Annotated in this window: 23 protein-coding genes and 2 riboswitches; of the genes, 10 read left to right on the top strand and 13 right to left on the bottom strand. The window is 54.6% G+C overall.

What is annotated here, in order from left to right:
* Positions 1-44 precede the first annotated feature (44 nt).
* From MK208_RS10915 to MK208_RS10905, 3 genes are all read right to left on the bottom strand, one after another.
* Entirely contained in the window at positions 45-1,070 is a 1,026-nt protein-coding gene (locus MK208_RS10915; protein WP_294116543.1) for a tyrosine-type recombinase/integrase, read from the bottom strand.
* A gap of 374 nt (positions 1,071-1,444) precedes the next feature.
* On the bottom strand, positions 1,445-2,176 hold the full coding sequence (locus tag MK208_RS10910) for a recombinase family protein (RefSeq protein ID WP_294116542.1): 732 nt from the start codon (positions 2,174-2,176) through the stop codon (positions 1,445-1,447).
* A 1,328-nt stretch (positions 2,177-3,504) separates the two neighbouring features.
* On the bottom strand, positions 3,505-3,696 hold the full coding sequence (locus MK208_RS10905) for a hypothetical protein (protein WP_294116541.1): 192 nt from the start codon (positions 3,694-3,696) through the stop codon (positions 3,505-3,507).
* 351 nt (positions 3,697-4,047) lie between these two features.
* Between MK208_RS10905 and MK208_RS10900 the strand changes: the two genes are divergently transcribed.
* The 8 genes from MK208_RS10900 to MK208_RS10865 are packed head-to-tail and all read left to right on the top strand — an operon-like array spanning position 4,048 to position 10,604.
* On the top strand, positions 4,048-4,449 hold the full coding sequence (locus MK208_RS10900; protein WP_294116540.1) for a transcriptional repressor: 402 nt from the start codon (positions 4,048-4,050) through the stop codon (positions 4,447-4,449).
* Positions 4,449-4,577, top strand: coding sequence for a hypothetical protein (locus MK208_RS10895; RefSeq protein WP_294116539.1), 129 nt, complete (start codon positions 4,449-4,451; stop codon positions 4,575-4,577). The genes MK208_RS10900 and MK208_RS10895 overlap by 1 nt, the downstream gene beginning before the upstream one ends.
* Positions 4,574-5,317, top strand: coding sequence for a zinc ABC transporter ATP-binding protein AztA (gene aztA / locus MK208_RS10890; RefSeq protein ID WP_294116538.1), 744 nt, complete (start codon positions 4,574-4,576; stop codon positions 5,315-5,317). The genes MK208_RS10895 and aztA overlap by 4 nt, the downstream gene beginning before the upstream one ends.
* Positions 5,314-6,183 carry a metal ABC transporter permease gene (locus MK208_RS10885; RefSeq protein ID WP_294116537.1) on the top strand — a complete coding sequence of 290 codons (870 nt, stop codon included), beginning with the start codon at positions 5,314-5,316 and terminating at the stop codon, positions 6,181-6,183. Before aztA ends, MK208_RS10885 begins: the two co-directional genes overlap by 4 nt.
* A 13-nt stretch (positions 6,184-6,196) precedes the next feature.
* Positions 6,197-7,666: a zinc ABC transporter substrate-binding protein gene (locus MK208_RS10880; protein ID WP_294116535.1), complete on the top strand. Its 1,470-nt coding sequence runs from the start codon at positions 6,197-6,199 to the stop codon at positions 7,664-7,666.
* Positions 7,667-8,755 carry a GTP-binding protein gene (locus MK208_RS10875; RefSeq protein ID WP_294116534.1) on the top strand — a complete coding sequence of 363 codons (1,089 nt, stop codon included), beginning with the start codon at positions 7,667-7,669 and terminating at the stop codon, positions 8,753-8,755.
* The gene (locus tag MK208_RS10870; protein WP_294116533.1) at positions 8,752-9,966 is read left to right on the top strand and encodes a GTP-binding protein; all 1,215 of its coding nucleotides are present in this window, start codon (positions 8,752-8,754) and stop codon (positions 9,964-9,966) included. Before MK208_RS10875 ends, MK208_RS10870 begins: the two co-directional genes overlap by 4 nt.
* Complete coding sequence (locus tag MK208_RS10865; RefSeq protein ID WP_294116532.1) at positions 9,963-10,604, top strand: DUF1826 domain-containing protein; 642 nt, start codon at positions 9,963-9,965, stop codon at positions 10,602-10,604. Before MK208_RS10870 ends, MK208_RS10865 begins: the two co-directional genes overlap by 4 nt.
* Positions 10,605-10,653: 49 nt before the next feature.
* Here the strand turns inward: MK208_RS10865 and hisI are convergent, their stop codons facing one another.
* The 4 genes from hisI to MK208_RS10845 all read right to left on the bottom strand — a co-directional run bounded on the left by hisI (position 10,654) and on the right by MK208_RS10845 (position 13,717).
* A complete protein-coding gene (gene hisI, locus MK208_RS10860; protein ID WP_294116531.1) occupies positions 10,654-11,022 on the bottom strand; it encodes a phosphoribosyl-AMP cyclohydrolase in 369 nt (122 codons plus the stop codon).
* Between the two features lie 39 nt (positions 11,023-11,061).
* The gene (locus tag MK208_RS10855; RefSeq protein ID WP_294116530.1) at positions 11,062-11,979 is read right to left on the bottom strand and encodes a hypothetical protein; all 918 of its coding nucleotides are present in this window, start codon (positions 11,977-11,979) and stop codon (positions 11,062-11,064) included.
* Positions 11,967-12,587, bottom strand: a complete 621-nt coding sequence (locus MK208_RS10850; protein ID WP_294116549.1) for a DUF1007 family protein — start codon at positions 12,585-12,587, stop codon at positions 11,967-11,969. Before MK208_RS10850 ends, MK208_RS10855 begins: the two co-directional genes overlap by 13 nt.
* A gap of 68 nt (positions 12,588-12,655) precedes the next feature.
* On the bottom strand, positions 12,656-13,717 hold the full coding sequence (locus MK208_RS10845) for a GTP-binding protein (protein WP_294116529.1): 1,062 nt from the start codon (positions 13,715-13,717) through the stop codon (positions 12,656-12,658).
* Between the two features lie 393 nt (positions 13,718-14,110).
* A riboswitch (cobalamin riboswitch) is annotated at positions 14,111-14,319 on the top strand.
* A gap of 109 nt (positions 14,320-14,428) precedes the next feature.
* On the opposite strand from MK208_RS10845, the gene MK208_RS10840 reads away from it, so the two are divergent.
* On the top strand, positions 14,429-15,652 hold the full coding sequence (locus tag MK208_RS10840) for an aromatic ring-hydroxylating dioxygenase subunit alpha (protein WP_294116528.1): 1,224 nt from the start codon (positions 14,429-14,431) through the stop codon (positions 15,650-15,652).
* A 5-nt stretch (positions 15,653-15,657) separates the two neighbouring features.
* Positions 15,658-16,743 carry a hybrid-cluster NAD(P)-dependent oxidoreductase gene (locus tag MK208_RS10835; RefSeq protein WP_294116527.1) on the top strand — a complete coding sequence of 362 codons (1,086 nt, stop codon included), beginning with the start codon at positions 15,658-15,660 and terminating at the stop codon, positions 16,741-16,743.
* Positions 16,744-16,783: 40 nt separating this feature from the next.
* Here the strand turns inward: MK208_RS10835 and MK208_RS10830 are convergent, their stop codons facing one another.
* The 6 genes from MK208_RS10830 to MK208_RS10805 form a co-directional block, all read right to left on the bottom strand.
* A complete protein-coding gene (locus tag MK208_RS10830) occupies positions 16,784-17,170 on the bottom strand; it encodes a nucleoside triphosphate pyrophosphohydrolase family protein (RefSeq protein WP_294116523.1) in 387 nt (128 codons plus the stop codon).
* A complete protein-coding gene (gene nrdF, locus MK208_RS10825) occupies positions 17,170-18,141 on the bottom strand; it encodes a class 1b ribonucleoside-diphosphate reductase subunit beta (protein WP_294116522.1) in 972 nt (323 codons plus the stop codon). Before nrdF ends, MK208_RS10830 begins: the two co-directional genes overlap by 1 nt.
* A gap of 13 nt (positions 18,142-18,154) precedes the next feature.
* Complete coding sequence (nrdE, locus tag MK208_RS10820) at positions 18,155-20,278, bottom strand: class 1b ribonucleoside-diphosphate reductase subunit alpha (RefSeq protein WP_294116521.1); 2,124 nt, start codon at positions 20,276-20,278, stop codon at positions 18,155-18,157.
* Complete coding sequence (gene nrdI, locus MK208_RS10815; protein ID WP_294116548.1) at positions 20,260-20,688, bottom strand: class Ib ribonucleoside-diphosphate reductase assembly flavoprotein NrdI; 429 nt, start codon at positions 20,686-20,688, stop codon at positions 20,260-20,262. Before nrdI ends, nrdE begins: the two co-directional genes overlap by 19 nt.
* A gap of 1 nt (position 20,689) precedes the next feature.
* Positions 20,690-20,914, bottom strand: coding sequence for a glutaredoxin-like protein NrdH (nrdH, locus tag MK208_RS10810; RefSeq protein ID WP_294116520.1), 225 nt, complete (start codon positions 20,912-20,914; stop codon positions 20,690-20,692).
* Positions 20,915-20,992: 78 nt separating this feature from the next.
* A riboswitch (cobalamin riboswitch) is annotated at positions 20,993-21,185 on the bottom strand.
* 513 nt (positions 21,186-21,698) lie between these two features.
* Complete coding sequence (locus tag MK208_RS10805) at positions 21,699-22,100, bottom strand: XRE family transcriptional regulator (protein ID WP_294116519.1); 402 nt, start codon at positions 22,098-22,100, stop codon at positions 21,699-21,701.
* Between the last annotated feature and the right edge of the window lie 194 nt (positions 22,101-22,294).

Here is a 22,294-nt window from a genome sequence, read left to right as displayed (position 1 = left end):
ATCAAGCTTTCGCTTGGAAATCCCAATACCACCGTTATCTGCCCTCATTCCTTCGCCCAGTCGCGGAATGTGGACCGAAACCCATGCACGGTTACCCCCTCGACCTTCATGCGACGCAAAAGCATTAGCATCGACATATTAGAAAGCGGTTGATGGCGTTTCTGACCCTCAAATACAAATTCGGATTGCATGACCTTTAGCGGCTCTATGATGGCCAGGATCTCAACTGTCAGCGGGACGCGGTGTTCCTCTCCTGTTTTCATCCGCTCTGCGGGGCAGATCCAAAGGCGCTGTTCAAAATCCAACTCGGCCCACCGTAGCCCCAAAACTTCACCGGTTCTTGATCCTGTTAGGCAAGTGAACATTAAGGCCTTGGCAGACATAGCATTCTTGGTCTTTAGAATGGCATAGAAGTCAGGCACGTCTTGCCAGCGCATTGCCATATGGTGCTTTGGTTTAGCTTTCACCTTAGGCAATACTTGCGCATCTTTGATGGCAGTCACGGGGTTCTCACCAGACCGAAACCCTCTCGACTTTGCCACATCCAACACAATCTTTATCCGCTGCGACAAACGTCGTGCTGTTTCATGCTTGTCGGTCCATATCGGTGACAGGCACATCATCACTTCGGGTTGATCAATGCTGTCGACAGGCATGCGCCCAATTTTTGGAAAGGCATAGTCGCGTAGGGTGTTAATCCACTGCGCCCCATGTTTGGCGTTCTTCCAGGTCGGCATGCGATCAATATGGACCTGTTGCGCCACCTCTTCAAAAGTCGGCACTTCCTGTCGTCCATTGAAACGAGGGTTAAGCCCCTGTTTAGCCATGCGTCGATACTCCAACGCGCGCTCTCGTGCTTGGTTCAGCGTGACAATATCCGCGCCCCCCAATCCAAAGTCAGTCCTAAGTGGCGCTCCCTTCTTATTCTTCTGCCCTTTGACCACCACCCGTACAATCCAGCGTCTCGCGCCCGAAGGGTCAACGACCAGGTACAAGCCGTTGCCATCGCCATGCCGCCCAGCGCCGAGATTCTCGACCAGCTTTTTCGTCAGCTTTCCTGAAAGCGCCATTCAACATACCACATTTCATACCACTCAATGAAACGATACGGTCACTATCGAAAGAAATCCAATAGAAATTGAAAGAGTGCCTAGTGTTATGAAAACATTTGAAAAAGGTCGAGTGATGCGATCCGACTAGATCGAGCGAAATAGTAGGGTGGCGGAGACGAAGTCCTCCAGGTTTCTCGTTTTTAACGTCTAATGGCATGTAATAATTGAGCTTTATTTTTTGTGTATCGCAATTTGTATAGCATTTTGTATAGCTAAACTAGCACTAGAAATCCAGTTTTTAGGCCGTTCTCCACATAGAAAGTTCTCAGCTTGCAGCTTCCGCGGGACTCCCTTTAAGCTCGGCAGGGCTAAGCATCAGTATCAACTCCGCACTAAATAATCTCAGTGTCAGATTGTGCTTCGGATTTTAAGATTTCTTCTGCCCGCTTTAAAGGCTTTCGTAAGCTGCCTGGGGTCCATGGCCGGCGTTCATTTCGCGCTTCACTGATTAGATTGAGAGGACCGCATTCATTCAGTAGGTTCACTTTTTTTCGTAGCGTGAGTTTGTTCCAATCGGTGGCCTTTGAGATAAAATCCGCTAGTTCGCGGATTTTGCAGTCTGAACGCATCACATTGGAGATCGCTCCTTTCCGTTGCGCTGACGCAAGATTTTTGCGGTTTCCCAATTTCTTGCCGGAACGCTTTGACTGACAAGCCCCAAAAAGGGAATGTCGTTTAATTCCAGCCCACTGAATCTGCGCCTTTTTTATCTGCTGTACAAGATGCTTTCGACCGATACGACGCCCTTCTGTCACAGACCAAACGCTGATTTCGCTCTCAAATAATTCATCCAAGATAGCAGGATGGCGCGCCAATCGATCCACACGTGGCACAACTAATCCCGCTTTTGTCTCTTTTGCGAGCCGGAGCGCTGTAGATAGCCCAGGACGGTTTAAGTGCGCTCGAGCACCTCCAGCCGTGCAGTCATCTTCTTCGATTGATATCAACTTAAGGTTCTTTTCCTCGCAAAATTCCCGCACAGAGTAAGCCTGCTCATCTAAGCTCTCGTTTTCCTCGGCCTGTCGTCGGGTAGAAACGCGGATGTAGCCAATCACGTTTTGCATTTAAGGTTTCCTTTGTTGGATCGTTCTTGGAGCGTGTGATAACTGTTTGTAATATATCGACTTCACGTGTGTTCATGACTAAAGCAATGAGCCTACGAATTTCTTCTGATATGCACTTCCTAAATCCAAGCGCACAGAAAGTTCGGCCGTTTGAAGTTGGTTGTTGACCGGGGTTTCCTAACTATACGGGCGGACCACTTCAGTGGGGGAGGATCAATACGTGAGAAGCTTTTTGCGGAGCTCCAGCCTCAAACGTTGATGCAGAGAACGCCCCTCTGCACCACTTTCGAAAATCGGGCTAGTCCAATCCTTCATGCTCGCTTTCTTTTCTTTGTCACCACTCATGAATGATTATAGCAAGTCGGTCTAGAAATGCGGCCGGAGGAGACGATTTTCTTTTCAGTGTGATGTCAGCTGCCACGGACTGGCTTGAATGGGAGCATTCAACTCAGTTACGCTATGACGCCAGAACCCATCCCCTTTAAGTATTCGAATTTTTCCTAGGACTCCGTCACGCTGGCCGTCCAAAAATGTTCGATGGGGCGTGCAGTCTAGACCAGCGAATACACCAAAAGCCCGGACATTGGACGGAGGCTTGCCCCTAGCGTTGGGTATTCAATGTGTCCATTTCTTCGTTCCTTAAGGCTCCTATGGACGAATGGTAATAATCTGATCTCTCGGTTGGAAAGTTACCAACTCGATAGAATTGGTCCGCCGCTCAGAGCACGATCGTGCGGCGTAAACATCTAACAGTTCTGCTACGCCCAAGCCAGCCAGGCACCGCAATGTGCTTCGCGCAGTGCGATTTAGTCCGAGAGGTATCTATTCGATTGCCACTTCCAATGAAATTGAATCATCGAAGTTCTGATAACCGACAACTTGTCAAACGCGGTTGTCCTCGTTTTATTGGGCTTTTTGCGAACCCAACGTTTACATTTTGCCCCAAAAATCTAAGTTCTAGGTTCTCATGTGAACATTAGGACAACATGGGGACAACATTGCCCACCGGAAATCGGCGAAATTCGGTGGTATTGGCGCAAATTCGAGGCCCACATGTTTCCAACTAGATTACTCATGTAAACATCCGACGCGGATTAGGTAAACAAATGTCAACGTCAGACAAGTCATATAGGGACCCAGCGCCATAATTCCGCTGAGCCATTCCTAGTAACCATTCGCCCAAAGGATGCCATCGCTCTTATTGCGCTCTTCGCTAAAGTCCGATGCCGCTCACACAAAGATGGAAATCCTACAGCCGAATGGTGCGGACAGCCTATGATGACTCCCACCGACGTGTTTGCCCTTTGCGATACTGCCCTCTGCCTCTTTCACAACAAACCCAGATCAATCAGCCACTTAACAAGCGTACTCATCCCCAGAGTAAACGCAGAGCCGCAAAGCATCATAAAGACCTCTCGGCGTGCAAAAACTTGTGACTGAATTACGTTCATTTCCGCGATTGAGGTACGCAAGCTGGCGTCGCTGGCTGTATCAATGGCGGCTCGTCTAGTCTCATTCATGTGCGATGCTCCTTCATTCTTGCGATCAAAGTATCATGGCGCGAACTCACCGGAGAGGTCAAACCTACGTAAGCGTTGCATTCGGCCTCCATTTTACAGAGCACCAAATAAATTTGGGCATGCCGATTTTGACGCGAAGTGCCAGTTTACAACGCAGCGCTTGATGCCCTCTCGGCCCAAAGCTGACACTTTGTTTCCCGCAATCGAATGTCCGCAAAGCAGATCGCAGCAACCGTCAGAATGCATGCTTGATGGTTTTTGCTGTGAGGAGTGAAAGCTAAGGTGAACGAAATTTATTTGCATTACGTTATAACATAACATATCAGGTGCGAGTCTATTGAGGGTCCGCCTGTGAGTAAGAAAAATGAAACTTGGGCAGAGAAAGTGCTGGGGATCATTCGCCAACGTGATCAGCCCGTTTCTGCTTACGGTGTTCTGGAGGAGTTGCGGTCTGAAAGCCCGAAAATGGCCCCTACCACTGTGTACCGTGCACTCAAGTCTCTGACGGAAAAAGGCAGTGTGCATAGGATTGAGTCTCTCAATGCCTATGTTGCTTGCTCCGATGATGGTCATCATCATCCGTCGATCATGTCGATCTGTGGCGATTGCGGATCCGTAGATGAGCGCGATGCACCGGCCGTGTTCTCGCACCTTTCCTCTGCATTGGGCGAGGCCGGCTTTACGGCGGATCACCACGTGATTGAGGTCCACGGATTATGTGCTGACTGCAAGGAAACAGAGGACGGTATCTGATGGAGAAAGCTGAAATCCAGCGCATCCTGCTTGTTGGTGTCCTCCCCCGACTGCTCGTCGCAGCAGCGGTGATTGTCGCGCTATGGCTGGGGTTCTTCTGGGCCACCACCACGCCGGGGGCATTATGAGTACGTCGGTTGCTTTCAAAAACCTAACACTTGGCTATGAACGCCTGCCTGCAGTTCAGCAACTTGATACTGAGATCAAACAAGGCAGTTTGACGGCCATCGTTGGTCCCAATGGCGCTGGAAAATCCACACTCCTGAAAGGCTTGACTGGATCGTTGTCGCCGATTGAGGGGCATATCGAGGTGTCCAATTTGCGCGCGGATGACATCGCCTATTTGCCGCAGCAATCTGAAATCGACCGGAGTTTTCCAATTTCGGTGTTGGATCTGGTTGCGATGGGCCTGTGGCGTGAGATTGGTGCTTTTGGCCAGGTTGGCCGAAAGATGCGTGGCCGGGTTGAGCAAGCTATCGCCGCGGTTGGACTGCGTGGGTTTGAAAGCCGAGCCATTGGCTCTCTCTCCGGCGGACAAATTCAAAGAGCCCTGTTTGCGCGTCTGCTTTTACAGGACGCAGAGCTGGTGCTCTTAGACGAACCTTTTTCCGCTATTGATATGAAAACAATGGCAGACTTGATTGGCATCATCGAACGTTGGCACGGAGAAGGCCGAACGGTTCTTGCGGTTTTGCACGACGACACCACCGTGAGATCCCACTTCCCCGAGACTCTGATGTTGGCCCGTGAGCTTGTTGCGCACGGCCCAACTGAGACGGTGCTAACGTCCGAAAATCAGTTTCGAGCGCGGCAAATGTGTGAGGCCTGTGCAAGCACGCCTCATGTCTGTGGAAAGTCCGCTGCATGATCTGGGATCTGTTTTTGGCGCCATTCGCGGACTTTGGGTTCATGCGCCGCGCGCTGCTGGGCTGCGTCGCTGTCGCAGTTGGTGCCACGCCTGTTGGTGTCTTTCTGATGTTGCGCCGCATGAGTTTGACCGGGGATGCGATGTCACACGCCATCCTACCGGGCGCCGCGATTGGGTATTTGGTCTCTGGTCTGTCGCTCGGTGCAATGACACTTGGCGGTTTGATCGCGGGTATGGTTGTCGCTTTGGGATCAGGTTTTGTCGCGCGGTTCACCACACTGCGCGAAGACGCCAGCTTGGCAGCCTTGTATTTGATCTCTTTGGCTTTGGGCGTTCTAATAGTCTCGACTCGCGGCAGTAATGTGGATTTGATGCACGTGCTGTTTGGCACAGTTTTGGCGTTGGATGATGCGTCCCTCGTGCTTCTGTGCTCGTTCGCAAGCCTGTCGCTTTTGGTCCTTGCGTTGATCTACCGTCCGTTGGTGCTTGAATGTGCGGATCCGCAGTTTTTGCGCTCTGTCAGCAAACTCAGCGCGGCAACCCATTTCACCTTCCTCATGTTGGTGGTGATGAACTTGGTTGCCGGATTTCATGCACTTGGCACATTGATGGCCGTTGGTATCATGATCTTGCCTGCTGCCGCTGCCCGTTTCTGGGCGGGGGGTATTGGCACCCTGATCGCCGCCGCTGCGGCCATCGCGTTTCTGTCAAGCCTTTCCGGTTTGCTTTTGTCCTTTCACTACAGCTTGCCGTCCGGCCCCGCGATCATTCTTGTCGCCGGGGTGATCTACACGCTGTCCCTGTTTTTTGGCCCGGAGGGGGGCGTGATCGCCCAGACCCTGCCGCGCCGCCGATTTGAAACCTAACGAAGGAACTCTCATGTTTTCACGTCGCTCTATTCTGCGCTCAGCGGCCGCCGTTACCGCGCTGTCGCTGCCATTCTCCGGCTCCGCTTGGGCGGACGAACCGCTGCCGGTCGTCGCGTCGTTCTCCATTCTTGGTGACTTGGTCGCGCAAGTTGGTGGCGAGCACATCGCGCTGACAACACTCGTTGGCGCCGATGGTGACGCGCATGTGTATCAGCCAACACCACAAGACGCGCGTGCTGTTGCCGGGGCGGAAGTGCTTTTTGTGAACGGGCTTGAGTTTGAAGGCTGGATGGAGCGACTGGTTGAATCCTCCGGTTTTGGCGGCATGCAAGTTGTCGCTACCGATGGCATCGAAGCCATTGCCTTTGATGAACACGATGAACATGGCGACGAACATGATGGCCACGACGATCATGATGATCACGCAGATCACGATGACCATGGTGATGAACACGGTCATGGCGCCCATGCGTTTGAGTGGGCCGGATTGTTCGACCTGAAGGCCGGCACGTACCAGTGGTCCTTTGCCAAAGTAGACGGCGACTACGCTGACCCCGCCATGAAGATGGTCATGTTGGCCGCGAGCGACATTGAAGCTGTTGAAGAAGCGGCTGAGGGCCTGCTCGAAGCGGACGCCTCTGACATCAAAATGGGCGGCGACACGCTGATTGCGGCTGATATGGCTTATGCGCTTACCTTTGACGCGGACAAGGACATCACCCTGTTCACTGTCGAGATCACAGAAGACGGCACTTACGCGTTCTTTACCGAGCACATGCCGTTCGAGTTCGAAGCGGATGCGCATTTCTTCAAAGACACGTCTGGCGCTGATGTCGAGCCGATTGCACAGGAGCCTGAAGGTGATCACCACGCGCATGGGCATGATGACCATGACGATCACGATGACCACGCCGAAGAGGGGCATGACGATCACCATGGCCACAACCACGGCGCCTTTGATCCGCACGCGTGGCAGAGCGTGGATAACGCGGTCATCTACGTAAACAACATCGCCGCAGCACTTGCCAAAGCCGACCCTGAGAACGCAGCGGCCTTCGAAGCGAACCGCGCCGCGTATGTCGCTGAGCTTGAAGCATTGGAAGCTGAGATTGAAGCCTCTATCGGCGCTTTGCCTGCTGAGCAGCGCACCGTGGTGACGCCGCATGACGCTTTTGGATACTTCGCACAATCCTACAACATTCGGTTTGAGGCGCCTCAAGGTCTGAGCACCGAGAGCGAGGCCTCCGCCGCGGATGTTGCAAAGCTGATTGAGCAAATCCGTGAGGAAGGCATTAACGCGGTGTTTGTGGAATCCATCACCGATGACCGCTTGCTGAAACAGATCGCCAATGAGACCGGTGCTGTAATTGGCGGCACGCTCTATTCGGATGCGCTGTCTGGCGAGGATGGTCCCGCCGCCACCTATTTGGACATGATGCGCCACAACGTGGTGACCCTGTCCCAGGCCTTGGGCTCCTAAATGGAAGAGTCGCGCGTCCCAGTCACACTGCTCACCGGCTTCCTCGGCGCGGGCAAGACAACCTTGCTCAACGCCGTGCTGGCGGACAGTTCATCGGGGCGCGTGGCCGTCATTGTGAATGAGTTCGGTGAGGCCGGGCTCGATCACGATTTGATCACCGAAAGCAGCGAAGAAATCGTGCTGATGAGTTCGGGGTGCTTATGTTGTTCGATCCGGGGCGATCTCGCCAAGACCATGGTACATATGTTGCAACGACGTGCACAAGAGGAGATCGCTTTTGACCGCGTGGTGATCGAAACCACCGGATTGGCCGATCCAGGACCAATCTTGCAAACTTTGGTCGCAGATCCCTTTTTGGCCCGCTACACGCGCATGGATGGGGTTGTCACCGTTGCCGATGTTGTGAATGGCCCGGCAACGTTGGACGCTCAGTTTGAGGCGGTTTCACAAGCCGCCATGGCCGATCTGATCGTGCTGAGCAAAACCGATCTGACAACGGAAGCCGAAACAGAACAGTTCAAAAACAGGCTTGCCGCGCTCAACCCGCGGGTGCGGATTATCCCCATCGTCAAAGGACAGGGCGTCGCCGGTCAAATTTGGGGATTGAGCGCGTCACAGCCGAATGCGCCAACGTCAGATGTTGTGACTTGGGCAGTTGGCACACCCCATAAGCAAGACCCACTCGAAGACCTTTCAGGCCTTGCGCCAAGCGCTCCAACGACCGCGTCGCTAAACCAGAATGATGGGCGCATAAGCTCCGCCTCTATCATTCTGGATGTTCCCATCTTCGATGACGTTTTCCATGGTTGGCTGAACTCACTTATCGGCATGCGGGGCAACGACATTCTCCGCATCAAGGGCATTGTGTTTTTGGAATCCCAAGAGGAGCCGCAGGTTTTTCACGGCGTGCAGCACGTCTTTGATCCGCCCAAACCGCTCTCCGATTGGCCAAGCGAGGATCGCCGCTCGCGCATTGTCGTCATTGCGCGCGACATCCCACAAAGCCGGTTGGAACGCAGCCTTCAGGTGTTGCGCAGCAAACCGCCAGAACTCTCTCTATTCAACAACACGCAGCAGGAAACCCAATGACCGACACGCGTCTTCCCGTCACCGTCCTCTCCGGCTTTCTTGGCGCCGGAAAAACCACGCTTCTCAATCGCGTCTTAAATAACCGCGAGGGCCGGCGCGTGGCCGTCATCGTCAACGACATGTCCGAAGTGAACATCGACGCGGACCTCGTGCGCGCCGACACAGAGTTGAGCCGCACCGACGAAACTTTGGTGGAAATGTCCAACGGATGTATCTGCTGTACGCTCCGTGATGACCTTCTGGACGAGGTGCGTCGCCTCGCCGCAGAAGGGCGCTTTGACTACCTGTTGATCGAATCCACGGGCATTTCGGAACCGTTGCCCGTGGCGGCCACATTTGAGTTCCGCGACGAGTTTGGCGAAAGCCTTTCCGATGTGGCGCGACTGGACACGATGGTCACCGTTGTCGACGCAGTAAACTTGCTGAAGGACTTTTCCAGCCACGATTTCCTACATGACCGCGGCGAAGTGATGGGCGAGGAAGACGAGCGCACATTGGTGCACCTCCTGACAGATCAAATGGAGTTCGCAGACGTTGTCATCCTGAACAAAGTCGCGGACGCCACGCCGGACCAAGTGGATGCCGCACGCAAGATCATCCGCAGCCTGAATGCCGACACGGAGATTGTTGAAACCAACCATTCCCGTGTTGCGGCGGACAAGATTTTGGACACCGGACTGTTCGACTTTGACAAAGCACACGAGCATCCGATGTGGGCGAAAGAACTCTATGGTTTTGCCGACCACGTGCCAGAAACTGAAGAGTACGGTGTTGGCAGCTTTGTCTACCGCGCGCGCCAACCCTTTATTCCCGAGAAAATCCACGCGGTTTTGAACGGCGCATTGCCCGGTGTCATTCGCGCCAAAGGGCACTTCTGGATTGCGACGCGGCCTGAGTGGGTTGCTGAGTATTCGTTGGCTGGCGCGCTTTCCAGCGTTCAGCCCATCGGCACATGGTGGGCGACCGTCCCTAAGGAGCGCTGGCCAGATCGTGGGGCAGCGCAGCCCTATCTCGATCAGCATTGGGTGGAGCCTTGGGGCGACCGGCGGCAAGAACTGGTGTTCATTGGGTCCGGTATCGATTGGGATGCCATTAAAGCTAAGCTGGATGCCTGTCTGCTTCCAGTCGTGGCGGCGTCTGGGCCAAATGACTTGCCGCTTGATCTGCCAGATCCGTTCCCGGGGTGGCGCCGCGTCGAGGAAGTCGCATGACTCAATTTCTGGACGTTGAAACGGACGCGATTGTTGGCGTTGGCTTTTCGGACACGGCTGAAGGGCTTTCTGCCATCAAAGATGCTGGATGTGCGGCCGTGGTTTGGGAGCGAGATGCGCCAGATTTTACCGCGTGGTTGGCGGCGTTATCGCCAAGCCAGCTTCCCAAAACGCGTGTGGTTGTCAAACCTGCGCAAATTGCGGCTGAGGTCGAACTGGCTTGCCAAGAGGCAGGCACGCCAGACGGTGGTGAACGCGAAGCCATGATCGTGGATTTCGCACATCTCGCGGAAACTTTCGCGGCTACCACAAACGCACCCTACCTTCGCTTGCGGCTCGATGTGGTGACGACAAACGCCTGTCGCAAGTTTCACATCGATGCGGTTATGTCTCGCTTGGTCTGCACTTATCGGGGCACTGGCACACAATACGGAAACTCGCCGGACCGAAGTGATCCGGCGTACTTTGGCACTGTGCAGACGGGCAACCCAATTGTGTTGCGCGGAACGCTTTGGCCAGAAAGCCCAAGCGCTGGCCTGCTGCATCGGTCCCCTCCTATTGAAGGCACAGGGGAAACCCGATTGTTGCTTGTGCTGGACCCGATTTTTGATGTGGAAGATGCGTACCAACGTATTTGATTGTCGGGCAAAATAGCCTGTCCTTTGCTTCAGGAGGGCAGGCCATTGTTTAGACGTTAGCCATTGGCTTCATCAGTTCCACTTCGGCGTCGTTTCGCACGGCCGTGTAAAAGCAGCTCTTGCGGAAGGTGTGACAGGCCGCGCCTATTTGTTCCACCATGAGCAAAATACAGTCCCTGTCACAGTCAAACCGCAGGTCCACCAAGCTCTGTATGTGTCCGGACGTGTCACCTTTGCGCCAGAGGTTTGCACGCGAGCGCGACCAATACACAACTCGCCCTGTCTCAATGGTTTCGCGGATCGACTCCGCATTCATCCAAGCCATCATCAAGACCTCGCCGGTCTCCGCCTCTTGGGCAATCGCCGGGATCAACCCGCGATCATCAAACTTTAGGTCTTCAATATTGAAGGTCGTCATCTCGTTGTCCTTTTGGGCCAGCGCGGCGCGCCGGCAAAATCAGAGTGTGTAGCGTAGGAGCGACAGGCTCATCCAAATCACCAATAGTCCGGTGAGGACTTGCAAGCCTGCAAAGGCTACACCTGCCGCTTTGAAGTTATCTGCTGAGGCCAAGGCGGCCGTGCGGGCTGCCACGCTGGACACAGCCACCAACCCGGTGAAGGAGGCGGTACCGAGTCCCATAACCAAGACTGCCAAAACTCCGGCCAAATGAAGATCCATTTGCCAGGCTATGACCAACAGGAAGATGGCGCCCGTGCAAGGGCGTATCGCAATGCTCGTGATCAAGGCGACGGTCTCTCGAAGGCTGCTCAGCTGCGCCACTTGCGAGGGGGATGGCCCGTGTGCGTGACAGCCACAGTCTGAATGATCGTGATCGGAATGGTGATCGTGATTATGATGGTGGTGATCGGCATCGTGATGTTGGGCCGTGGCCTGCGGCAGGGACCGTGCGCCACGCCACACCAAAAGCGCGCCCACAGACGCGATGGCAAGATAGCTCAACGGCGCCAGAAAATCTTCGGCGAGGGCCGTCATATGATTTGCTGAGACTTCCAAGATCCAAAAGCCGCCGTAGACCAAAACAATGGCCCAGAGGGATTGCGCCAAACTGGACGCCACCGAAAGCAACAGCAAGCGAGACGCGGACACTTGGGTGCCTAATCCGACACCACCAATCAACGCCTTGCCATGACCAGGCCCGACTGCATGGAAAAAACCGTAGGCAGCCGCGCCTGCAAACAAGGCCAAAAGCGCTTCTGTCTGCCCCATGCGAAGGGCGCGAATGGCATCAGCCATGCCGTTTTGAAATCCACGCTGCTCCGTCGCGGCCCATTGCGCGATGGCATCAAAATCAATGACCATAAGCGCACCGCCAAAGAGAAGCGCAAGTATGGCCAATACAGCTATTGTCCGCATCTCAAATAGATCCTGTCAGCAAAATTTGCGCCTACATTGGCCTCTGTTGGTGTTTCTTCGCGGCTGAGTTTCGCCAAAGCCTTGAGCAATGGGTCATGACTGTTGGGTTCAAACGATATGACGGTGGCCCGGCAATTATCTTTGTTGGCGATCACTTCGGGCGTTTTGGTGATCGAAAAATCGAAAAAATAGGTTGATTCATAAAACGCGACCTCAACGTCGGCATCCTTGAGCGGCAAAGGGGGTTCAAGGCCGCGCAAGAAGGTGAGACGGAGGCGTCCATCGATTATTTGCACATCCAAGCCGCTTGGCCATGCCAAATTGACGGCCTGACCGTTCACGGTCAGGTGCGCAGATCCGTCAAAGTCATCCGGCCAGTTGCTCAACCGATCTGTAAGCGCCACGCGGTCGTCTTCGCTCAGCACGCCGTCTTGCGTCAACGACATGTCGTGTGACGACAACATGTAGAGCGTTTCAAACGCATCATAGAGCCACGTCACACGCAGAGCTTTGAGCGTGTCGTTTTCGGACAGGTGAAAGTCGACGCCGCCGTCAATAAACACATGTGGGTGGGCCCGTACTGCATTGGCGCTGCTCAGAGTGAACACCGTCAAGGCAATGACAGGCGCTACATGCCGGACCGCTGCCCAAAAACGAGACTTCGAAATTGTCCGTTTCACGCGTTCACCGGTTTTGGGACGGCTGTCAGCATGTTGAAGCTGTAAGCCAGCTCTTTCTCAGAAATATCTCGACCAATCACCACGATGCGAGTGCGACGGTCGTCTTTGGGCCAATCTTTCATCTGCACTGGCGGATCAAAGATGTTTTGCACGCCGTGAAACACAAAGGGCGCGTCGATGCCTTGGAGAAACACGATGCCTTTGACGCGCAAAATATCGTTGCCACGCAAAGCGATCAGCGTATCCAGCCACTTGTCAAATGCCGCGTCTAATAAGGGTTCGTCCAGCACAATCGAGGCCGAACCGATCCGGGAGTCATGTGGAGAAAACGCGTTTGTCGGCTGCGCAGCCGGCGCAAACCCAGACAGATTGACCAGCGGATCTGCTTTTGACTTTCTGCCGGTTGTCCAAGCAAGCACATCAGTATTTTTGGCATCCTTACGCAATCCACTCAGCCCCCAGAGCTGATCCACAATGCCTTTTCCACGTACCGAACGAATGATCTTGGCCGTCGGGTTCAATCCGCGCAGCCGTTCCTCCAGAACAATGACCTCTTCCGGCGGAACCAAGTCTGTCTTGCTGAGAATGATGAGATCGGCAATCGCTGCCTGCGACACAGCCTCAAACTGAGCATCCAACGTGGCCCCGCCGTTTGCGGCGTCCACCAGCGTCACAACCCCATCCATTCTTGTGATCTGCGCCAAAGAGCGATCCACCAAAAGCGTTTGCAAAATTGGCCCCGGTTCTGCCAGCCCTGTCGTTTCAATGACAACGCGATCAAACGCAAACTCGCCCGCATCCCGCCGCGCAATCAACCCCGCCATGGTGTCGGACAACTCTCCACGCACAGTGCAACACAAACAGCCAGACTGCATCAAAACAACATCATCTTTGGCAGTTTCAATCAGATCATGATCCAGTCCAGCTTCGCCAAACTCGTTCACAATTACTGCTATCCGGCCGTTCTCTTGATGAGCCAGAAGCGCATTCAAAAGGGTCGTTTTACCAGCCCCTAAAAAGCCCGTGAGCAGGGTGACGGGGACGCGTGTGGCGGGCATAGCTGACTCCTGTCAAAGTGGTAGTCGTCAAAAAAGCTGCCTTTAGGCAGTCAACCTGAAGGGTCGATCAGTCGGAGTAATTTAGTATGTTATGATATAACATTATTCAAGACATGGCCGATGTCTTATCAAGGTGTCTACGTTGAAAGACAGAGCGGGAGAGTTGGTTTTCCACCCTTGATCATGGGCAACTCTGAACAAAAGCTGTCGATAGCAAAAGATGCAGCGAAAGATCGCTTACCAACCATACACCGAATGGTTGGGTTCCTTTCGTATCGCAATGGAGAATCGAAGTGCCTACGACCGAAGCACCAATTGTGCGTTAAGCTAAGTTAGTGTTCCGCATTTGAGTCTTTAGATGTCGTTTGCGATCAATCGCATACGATGACAAGATCTATCGTTTCCGTGTAAGGTGCTGCCGCTTCGACAACAACGACCGGCAGAGAATTGGGAAGCCGGTGTAATTCCGGCACTGCCCCCGCAACGGTAACGAAGGTTAGGTGACGGCAATCAGCCACTGGGTCGAGGAGCCCGGGAAGGTGCCAGAACCGCGCGAAAGTTCCTTCCAAGTCCGGAAACCAGCCTTGCGTCTATGTCAAACTGCGGGTGGCAGTGGGGGCACGTGTGTCGGTTGGCCTCCTCAAGCTCTCCGCCAATGTCCTCCTGTCTTCCGCCCAAGCAAGGCCGCGGGGTGCGGCAGGAGAGCCACAAATGACCTCAACAATCGAGTTGTTGGCGCGGCGTGTGCCGGGCTATGCACTGGAACAGGCGTTTTATGCGGACCAGGACGTCTTTCAGACAGATCTTGAAACCATTCACTATCGGGAGTGGTTGTTTGCCATTGCCGCCTGTGAACTCGAAAAACCGGGCAGCTATGTGACCTACAAGGTGGGCGCCTTCAATGTGATCCTAGTGCGGGGCAGCGACAATCAGATCTGCGCGTTTCACAACACCTGCCGCCATCGCGGCTCGGTGATTTGCAAAGCCCACAAAGGCCACGCGCCCAAGCTGGTCTGCCCCTACCATCAATGGACTTATGAACTGGACGGCTCGCTCCTTTGGGCGCGCGACATGGGTGCAGATTTTGACCCTACCCAACACGGCTTGAAGCCGGTGCATTGCCGAGAGCTTGCTGGTCTTGTTTACATCTGCCTTGCCGATCAAGCACCCGATTTCGACGTTTTTGCCGATGTCGCTCGCCCTTATTTGGCGGCTCATGACCTTGCAAACGCCAAAGTCGCGCACGAAAGCAGCATCATTGAGAAGGGCAACTGGAAGCTGGTGTGGGAAAACAACCGCGAATGCTATCACTGTGGCGGCAACCATCCGGCATTGTGCCGTACATTCCCGGACGACCCAGCGGTAACGGGTATCGAGGCTGGTGAGACGCCAGCAGCGCTTCAAGCGCATTTTGAGCGGTGCGAAGCCGTTGGCTTGCCATCGCAGTTTCACCTCAGCGACGACGGCCAATACCGCCTCGCCCGTATGCCGCTCAAGGAAGGGGCGGAAAGCTACACCTTAGATGGCAAATCCGCTGTGCGCCGGTGGTTGGGGCGGTCGCCGTTTGCCGACGCAGGTTCGCTGCTCAAATTCCATTACCCAACAACCTGGAACCACTTTCTTGCGGATCACTCCATCGTTTTCCGCGTGACCCCGATCAGCCCGACGGAGACCGAAGTCACGACCAAATGGCTTGTCCATAAGGACGCAGTGGAAGGTGTCGACTATGATCTCAAACGCCTTACCGAAGTCTGGGACGCCACCAACGACGAAGACCGACAGGTGGTTGAGGACAATCAGCAGGGCATCAACAGCCCGGCTTATGTGCCCGGTCCTTACTCGCCAATACAGGAAACGGGCGTGTTGCAATTTGTGGATTGGTACTGCGCCACATTGGCTGCGCGCCTGTCCCCTGATGTTATGGCGGCGGAGTGACGGTTATGAACGAACTTACCCCTGCAACCGCCCCTGCCATCTGGGATGATGGCGAGATGCTGGAATGCGTGTCGGTGGTACCCGAAATGGCCGACACCGCCAGCTTCACCTTCCGCGCGCCCTCCGGAGCCCTCTTTGCCTATGACTCGGGTCAATTCCTGACGTTAGAGATCCCGGCGCCGGACCAGCCAGGCGGCGTGGTACATCGCACCTATACGATCAGCTCAGCGCCCTCGCGCCCTCGATCCATCACCATTACCGCCAAGGCGCAGTCCGATAGCATGGGCACGCGCTGGATGCTGGACAACCTCAAGCCCGGCATGCGACTGCGGGCGGTTGGTCCGGCGGGGCTTTTCACCAACGCTCAAAGCACATCCGACAAATTCCTGTTCCTGTCGGCAGGCTCGGGCATCACCCCGATGATGTCGATGACCACTTGCATGTGGGACGAAGGGCGCGATTTGGACATCGTTTTCATCAACTGCGCCAAACGTCCGTCTGAGATCATATTCCGTCAGCGATTGGAACAGATGGCAAGCCGTTCACCGGGGCTAGATCTAAAGTTTGTTGTGGAAGAACCCGATCCCTATCGTCCATGGACCGGTTATCAGGGCCTGTTCAATCAGCTGATGCTCGGTCTGATGGCGCCGGACTATCTGGAGCGGGAGGTGTATTGCTGCGGCCCTGAACCATTTATGACCGCTGTGCGAGAGGCCTTGGCTGGTCTCGGCTTTGACATGGATCGCTATCATCAGGAAAGCTTCGGCGCGCCTGTGGAAAGCGTCGCGGAACAACCCGCGCTGGAGGACGTTGTCCCCGATGATGACGCGGTGGCAGAAATCCACTTTGCCACATCAGGCGTTACGGCCAAAGTGGCGGAAACTGACACCGTGCTGATTGCTGCCCGCGCTGCAGGTTTAAACATCCCGTCAGGCTGTACCTTTGGGGTGTGCGGCACCTGCAAGGTCAAGAAGACAGCCGGAGAGGTGCACATGGTGCACAATGGCGGGATATCCGAGGATGACATTGAGGCTGGCTATATTCTCGCCTGCTGTTCAAACCCAATCGGCAAAGTCTCGGTCGACGTTTGAAAATAAGAAAGGGGCCAATGCGATGCGACGGCCCCATTTTTCATGTCCGCGGTAGAAACTTCTGCAAATCTGGTGGTCGGAAATCTGGCCCTTTCAATACCTTGCCATCCTCTCGCAAGACCGGTTGGCCATCTGCGCCAAGTTTGGACATGTTGGAGGCGTGCACCTCTTCCAAGGCATCCTGCTTTACGCCGTGCAGGCCAAATTCGAGGAAGGTGCCATCCAACACGTATTGGATGTCGCAAAGAGCATCGAGGGTTTCGACCATATCACCTGCTTCCACCGCCGCGCGCAGCTCGGCGACCTCTTCTTCGAGGATCGCCAACCGCATTTGCGCCCGTGATTTCGAGATCGTTGGGTCGGCTTCCACCGGCACCCCAAACGCCTCATGCCATTCTCGCACAATAGTCAGCGCGTCTTGAACCATTAAAAGTCCCAGTCTTCGTCTTCCGTCGCCACGGCCTTGCCAATCACATAGGACGAACCAGACCCAGAGAAGAAATCGTGGTTCTCGCTGTCCGGGCTGAGCGCAGCCAAGATCGCCGGGTTCACCTCCGACACTTCTGGTGGGAAGAGTGCCTCAAAGCCGAGGTTTTGCAGGGCTTTGTTCGCGTTGTAGTGCAAGAAGACTTTCACATCCTCGGTCAGTCCGATGCCGTCATAAAGCTCTTCGGTATATTCGTTTTCGATGCCGTACAGCTCAAACATCAGGTTGAAGGCGTAGTCTTTCAACTCTTGCTGTTTGTCTTCAGACAGTTTCTCGTAGCCGCGCTGGAACTTATATCCAATATAGTAGCCATGCACCGCCTCATCCCGAATGATCAGACGGATCAGGTCCGCGGTGTTGGTTAGCTTTGCGCGGCTGGACCAGTACATCGGCAGATAAAATCCCGAATAGAACAGGAAGCTCTCCAGAAACACACTGGCGATCTTGCGCTTCAGCGGGTCATTACCCGGCGCGTAAGTGTCCAGAATGGTGCGCGCCTTGGCCTGCAAATGCGGGTTTTCCTCGGACCAGCGGAAGGCCTCATCGATCTCTTTGGTCGAGCACAATGTCGAGAAGATCGAGGAATAGCTGCGCGCATGCACCGCCTCCATAAAGGCGATGTTGGTCAGCACGGCCTCTTCGTGCGGCGTGACCGCGTCGGGCATCAGGGACGGTGCGCCGACGGTGTTCTGGATCGTGTCGAGCAACGTTAAGCCGGTGAAGACGCGGATAGTTAACTGCTTTTCATGATCGGTCAGCGTCGCCCAGCTTGGGATGTCATTGGACAGCGGCACTTTCTCTGGCAGCCAGAAATTCACGGTCAGACGGTTCCAAACCTCTAGGTCCTTCTCATCCTTCATCCGGTTCCAGTTGATCGCGCGGGTGATCTTGGTGTCTAGCATATCTTTCATGGTCTCTCTCCGATCACAGCGAGCAGGAAACGCAGCCCTGAACCTCTGTGCCCTCAAGGGCATCCTGGCGCAGGCGCACGTAGTAGATTGTTTTGATGCCTTTTTTCCACGCGTAAATCTGGGCGCGGTTGATGTCTCGTGTGGTGGCCTCTGCTGGGAAGAACAGCGTCAGCGACAGGCCCTGATCCACATGTTCGGTGGCTGCCGCATAGGTATCGATCAACGCTTCGGGGCCGGTTTCATAGGCATCGCGGTAATAGTCGAGGTTGTCGTTGTTCATGTAGGCCGCGGGGTAGTAGACGCGACCGATCTTGCCCTCTTTGCGGATTTCGACCTTGGACACGATCGGGTGGATCGAGGAGGTCGAGTTGTTGATGTAGGAGATCGAGCCGGTGGGCGGCACCGCCTGAAGGTTGCGGTTAAACAACCCGTGTTTCATCACATCCGCTTTCAAAGCCGCCCAGTCCTCCCGCGTCGGAAGATCAACGCCGTCAAACAGCGCCTTCACTGTATCGCCTTCCGGCAACCAATCGCGGTCTGTGTATTTGTCAAAGAAGACACCGGAGGCATAGTCGGACGCTTCAAAGCCTTTGAAGCTCGCGCCGCGTTCTTGAGCGAGGTCACAGGACGTACGGATCGCGTGATAGGCCACCGCTGCGAAATAGACCGAGGTAAATTCTACCCCTTCAGCGCTGCCATAATGCACCCGTTCACGCGCGAGATAGCCGTGCAGGTTCATCTGCCCCAGGCCAATCGCATGGCTGTCATCATTGCCTTTGCGCACGGATGGCACAGAATCGATGGCCGACATTTCCGACACCGCGGTCAGCGCACGGATCGCAGCCCCAACGGTGCGGCCAAGGTCGTTGCCATCCATGGTCTTAGCGATGTTCAGCGAGCCAAGGTTACAGGAGATATCGCTGCCCATTTTTGCATAGCCAAGATCATCGTTGAACTCAGACGCCTCATTCACCTGCAGGATTTCGGAACACAGGTTGGACATGTTGATGCGGCCCGCGATCGGGTTCATCCGATTCACCGTGTCCTCAAACATCACGTATGGGTAGCCGCTCTCAAACTGGATTTCGGCAATGGTCTGGAAGAACTCGCGCGCATTGACTTTGGATTTGCGAATGCGCTTGTCCTCAACCATCTCCTGATATTTCTCGGTGACCGAGATTTCCGAGAATGGCACGCCATAGACCTTCTCTACATCATGCGGAGAGAAGAGATACATATCAGCGTTCTTCTTGGCCAACTCAAAGGTAATGTCCGGGATCACCACGCCAAGCGACAGCGTTTTGATGCGAATTTTTTCATCCGCATTTTCACGCTTGGTGTCCAAAAATCGCATGATGTCAGGGTGGTGCGCGTTGAGGTATACCGCGCCGGCGCCCTGACGTGCGCCGAGCTGGTTGGCATAGGAGAAGCTGTCTTCGAGCAGCTTCATCACCGGGATCACACCGGAGGATTGGTTTTCGATGCCCTTAATCGGTGCGCCATGTTCGCGGATATTGGTGAGCAAAAGTGCCACGCCGCCCCCACGCTTAGACAGCTGTAACGCCGAGTTGATGCCACGTCCGATGCTTTCCATGTTGTCTTCCAGGCGCAGCAGGAAGCAGGAGATCAACTCGCCACGCGAGGCCTTGCCGGCGTTCAGGAAAGTTGGCGTCGCGGGTTGGAAACGCCCTTCGAGGATTTCTTCCATAAAGGACATAGCCAGCGCTTCGTCACCGCGCGCTAGCGTTAGGGCTGTCATCACAACGCGGTCCTCATAGCGCTCCAGGAACCGCTGCCCGTCGCGGGTTTTGAGTGTGTAGGAAGTGTAATATTTGAACGCACCAAGAAAAGTTGGGAAGCGGAACTTCTTCGCGTAGGCCTCATCCCAGATCTTGCGCATGAAGTTCTTGGAGTATTGATCCAGCACCGCCTCTTCATAGTAGCCTTCGCTCACAAGGTAGCCGAGCTTTTCATCTAATGAGTGGAAAAACACCGTATTTTGGTTGACGTGCTGCAGGAAATACTGCCGCGCCGCCATGCGGTCCGCGTCAAAGCGGATTTTGCCATCCCCGTCATAAAGGTTCAGCATCGCGTTCAGCGCGTGATAATCCAAAGTGCTCAGCTCACTGTCGAGCATAGGTTGTCCCCCAACTTTCGCAGCCCGTCTGTCACGCGGGCGATATCTGTGTCGGTGCCTGCCAACTCCATAGTGTAGAGCAGCGGCACGTTGCATTTTTCAGAGATGATGCGGCCTGCAAGCGCGTAGGTCGCACCGAAGTTTCGATTGCCTGTGCCGATCACACCGCAAATATGCCTGCGCCGTGCCGGGTCGTTGAGAAAGCGGAGCACTTGTTTAGGCACCGCGCCTCGGCCCTGGCCATCCGCATACGTCGGACACACCAAAACAAAAGGCGCATCCACCACCGGCAAAGGCGCTTCAGGCTCCACAGCGATACGCGTCGCAGCCCAATCAAGCCGCGTCACAAAGCGGTGTGTGTTGCCAGAAGCAGATGAGAAATAGACAAGTGCCGGATCGCGGCCCGCCACTTTAGGAGGCCAGGCGGGCAATCATGTCCGGACGGAACCCAGACCAATGTTCTCCGTTGGCTTCCACTACCGGTGCTTGGCGATAGCCCATCTCAGTCACGCGGGTCAGCGCGGTGGTGTCTTCGGTCAAATCCACCACGTCATAGCTGATGCCCTTTGCATCCAGCGCACGGGTGGTGGCAGTGCATTGTACGCAAGCGGGTTTGGAATAAACGATGATGCTCATCTGTCCTCTTTCTGTTGTCAAAGTCGAGGACGCAGTGCCGGGCCAGACCCATTGCACGCCCCCGAACCCTCCGTTCGTGGTCTTTTCCATGCGGACGGCAGGTCTCCTGACTCGCGGATCTCAGCTTGGCTGGCCTTCCCGAAAGCCAAGCTTTCAGTGGCGTGATCAACCTTGCTCACCGCTAACAGTTGCGGGGGCAGTGCCGGATTTTCACCGGCTTCCCTCTTAGCCCTCGACCAGAATCGAAGGAACCGAAGCAACACTATATAGAGTACCCCAAGCGATCATCGTCAATATATAGATTTGAGTTGACATATGTTTTTTGGAGCCGGCAACACGAAGTGTATCTGGTATTGACTTTCGATCAGTCTAGAGCGGCTTAGCGTCCGAAACCCTATGATTGTGAAACCACGACAATGGTTTTTCGCCCAGGAGAGGCGGTCATTTCGCGTCGATAGCGAGGAGCGACTTTTCATACCAAAGCGGGCTTTCAAGCTGTTCGCAGCGAATACTCGTTCACCGTCCAAGGTGCAGGATTGTTGTGTCCGCTTTGGCTGAGCGATACTTCAAATACCACGTTGGGCCAGATGTGACCTTCAATGACACACGAAAGCCGTTTCTCCAGAGCATCTGTTCCTCCTTAATTGCTCCCTGCAAAGCTGTCGTAAGAGTTGGACAATTTGCAATGAGAGAACAGGGTCGCTTTGACAACTTATTTCCCGAGATAAGAGCAGCCAGGTACGCTCGGTGCGGGTCAGAACGTTTTGCGTCTCGCACATTCCACCTACCTCCCAAATATCGCTCGAAGTGTTGCGTGGGATCTGCTGGTTATTCGCGGGTCGCTGTTTTTCGACGCATCTCGTATCGCCTTTAGCCATCCCATTTCATTCGAAGTGACCGGCTCGCCTAAGATTTCAAGTACAGCTTCAGCCGCCGTTTTGCCGATGGCTTGTTCTAGTGCAAGGCACATCAAAAATGCCGGATCGCAGTCCAGGGCAATAGCAAGGGAAGGCACTCTATCCAAGGCAACTTTCGTGCTGCCCAGCTTGATCATAGTAATCATGTTAGGATTCGTGTATCCGGCTTCTTCGGCGATCTTGGCTTGGCTCTTAGTTGGTTTCAGTTCAAGAACTCGGCGCTCAACATACTTTGCCATCTGAGTGTTTTCGTGGGGTTTCTTTGTCATCGCTATTTTCTCAAAAGTAACGCAGCACATGCTGCACATGTTCATTGTAGCGAGGGCATGGATGGGGATGTGTGGCGGGAGCGTTTTAATAATTTGGGAATGATCAAGACTAGGTATTGCACGCAAACGCTGCCCTGCCGCCCGTGCATCGAAGGGGTGTGACACAACCGAAACAAGTCGAGAAATTTTCCGGA

Source organism: Shimia sp. (assembly GCF_022448905.1).
Classification (GTDB): Bacteria; Pseudomonadota; Alphaproteobacteria; order Rhodobacterales; family Rhodobacteraceae; genus Shimia.
Note: the sequence above shows the minus strand (reverse complement) of the source record. Positions and strands in the feature narration are given on the sequence as shown.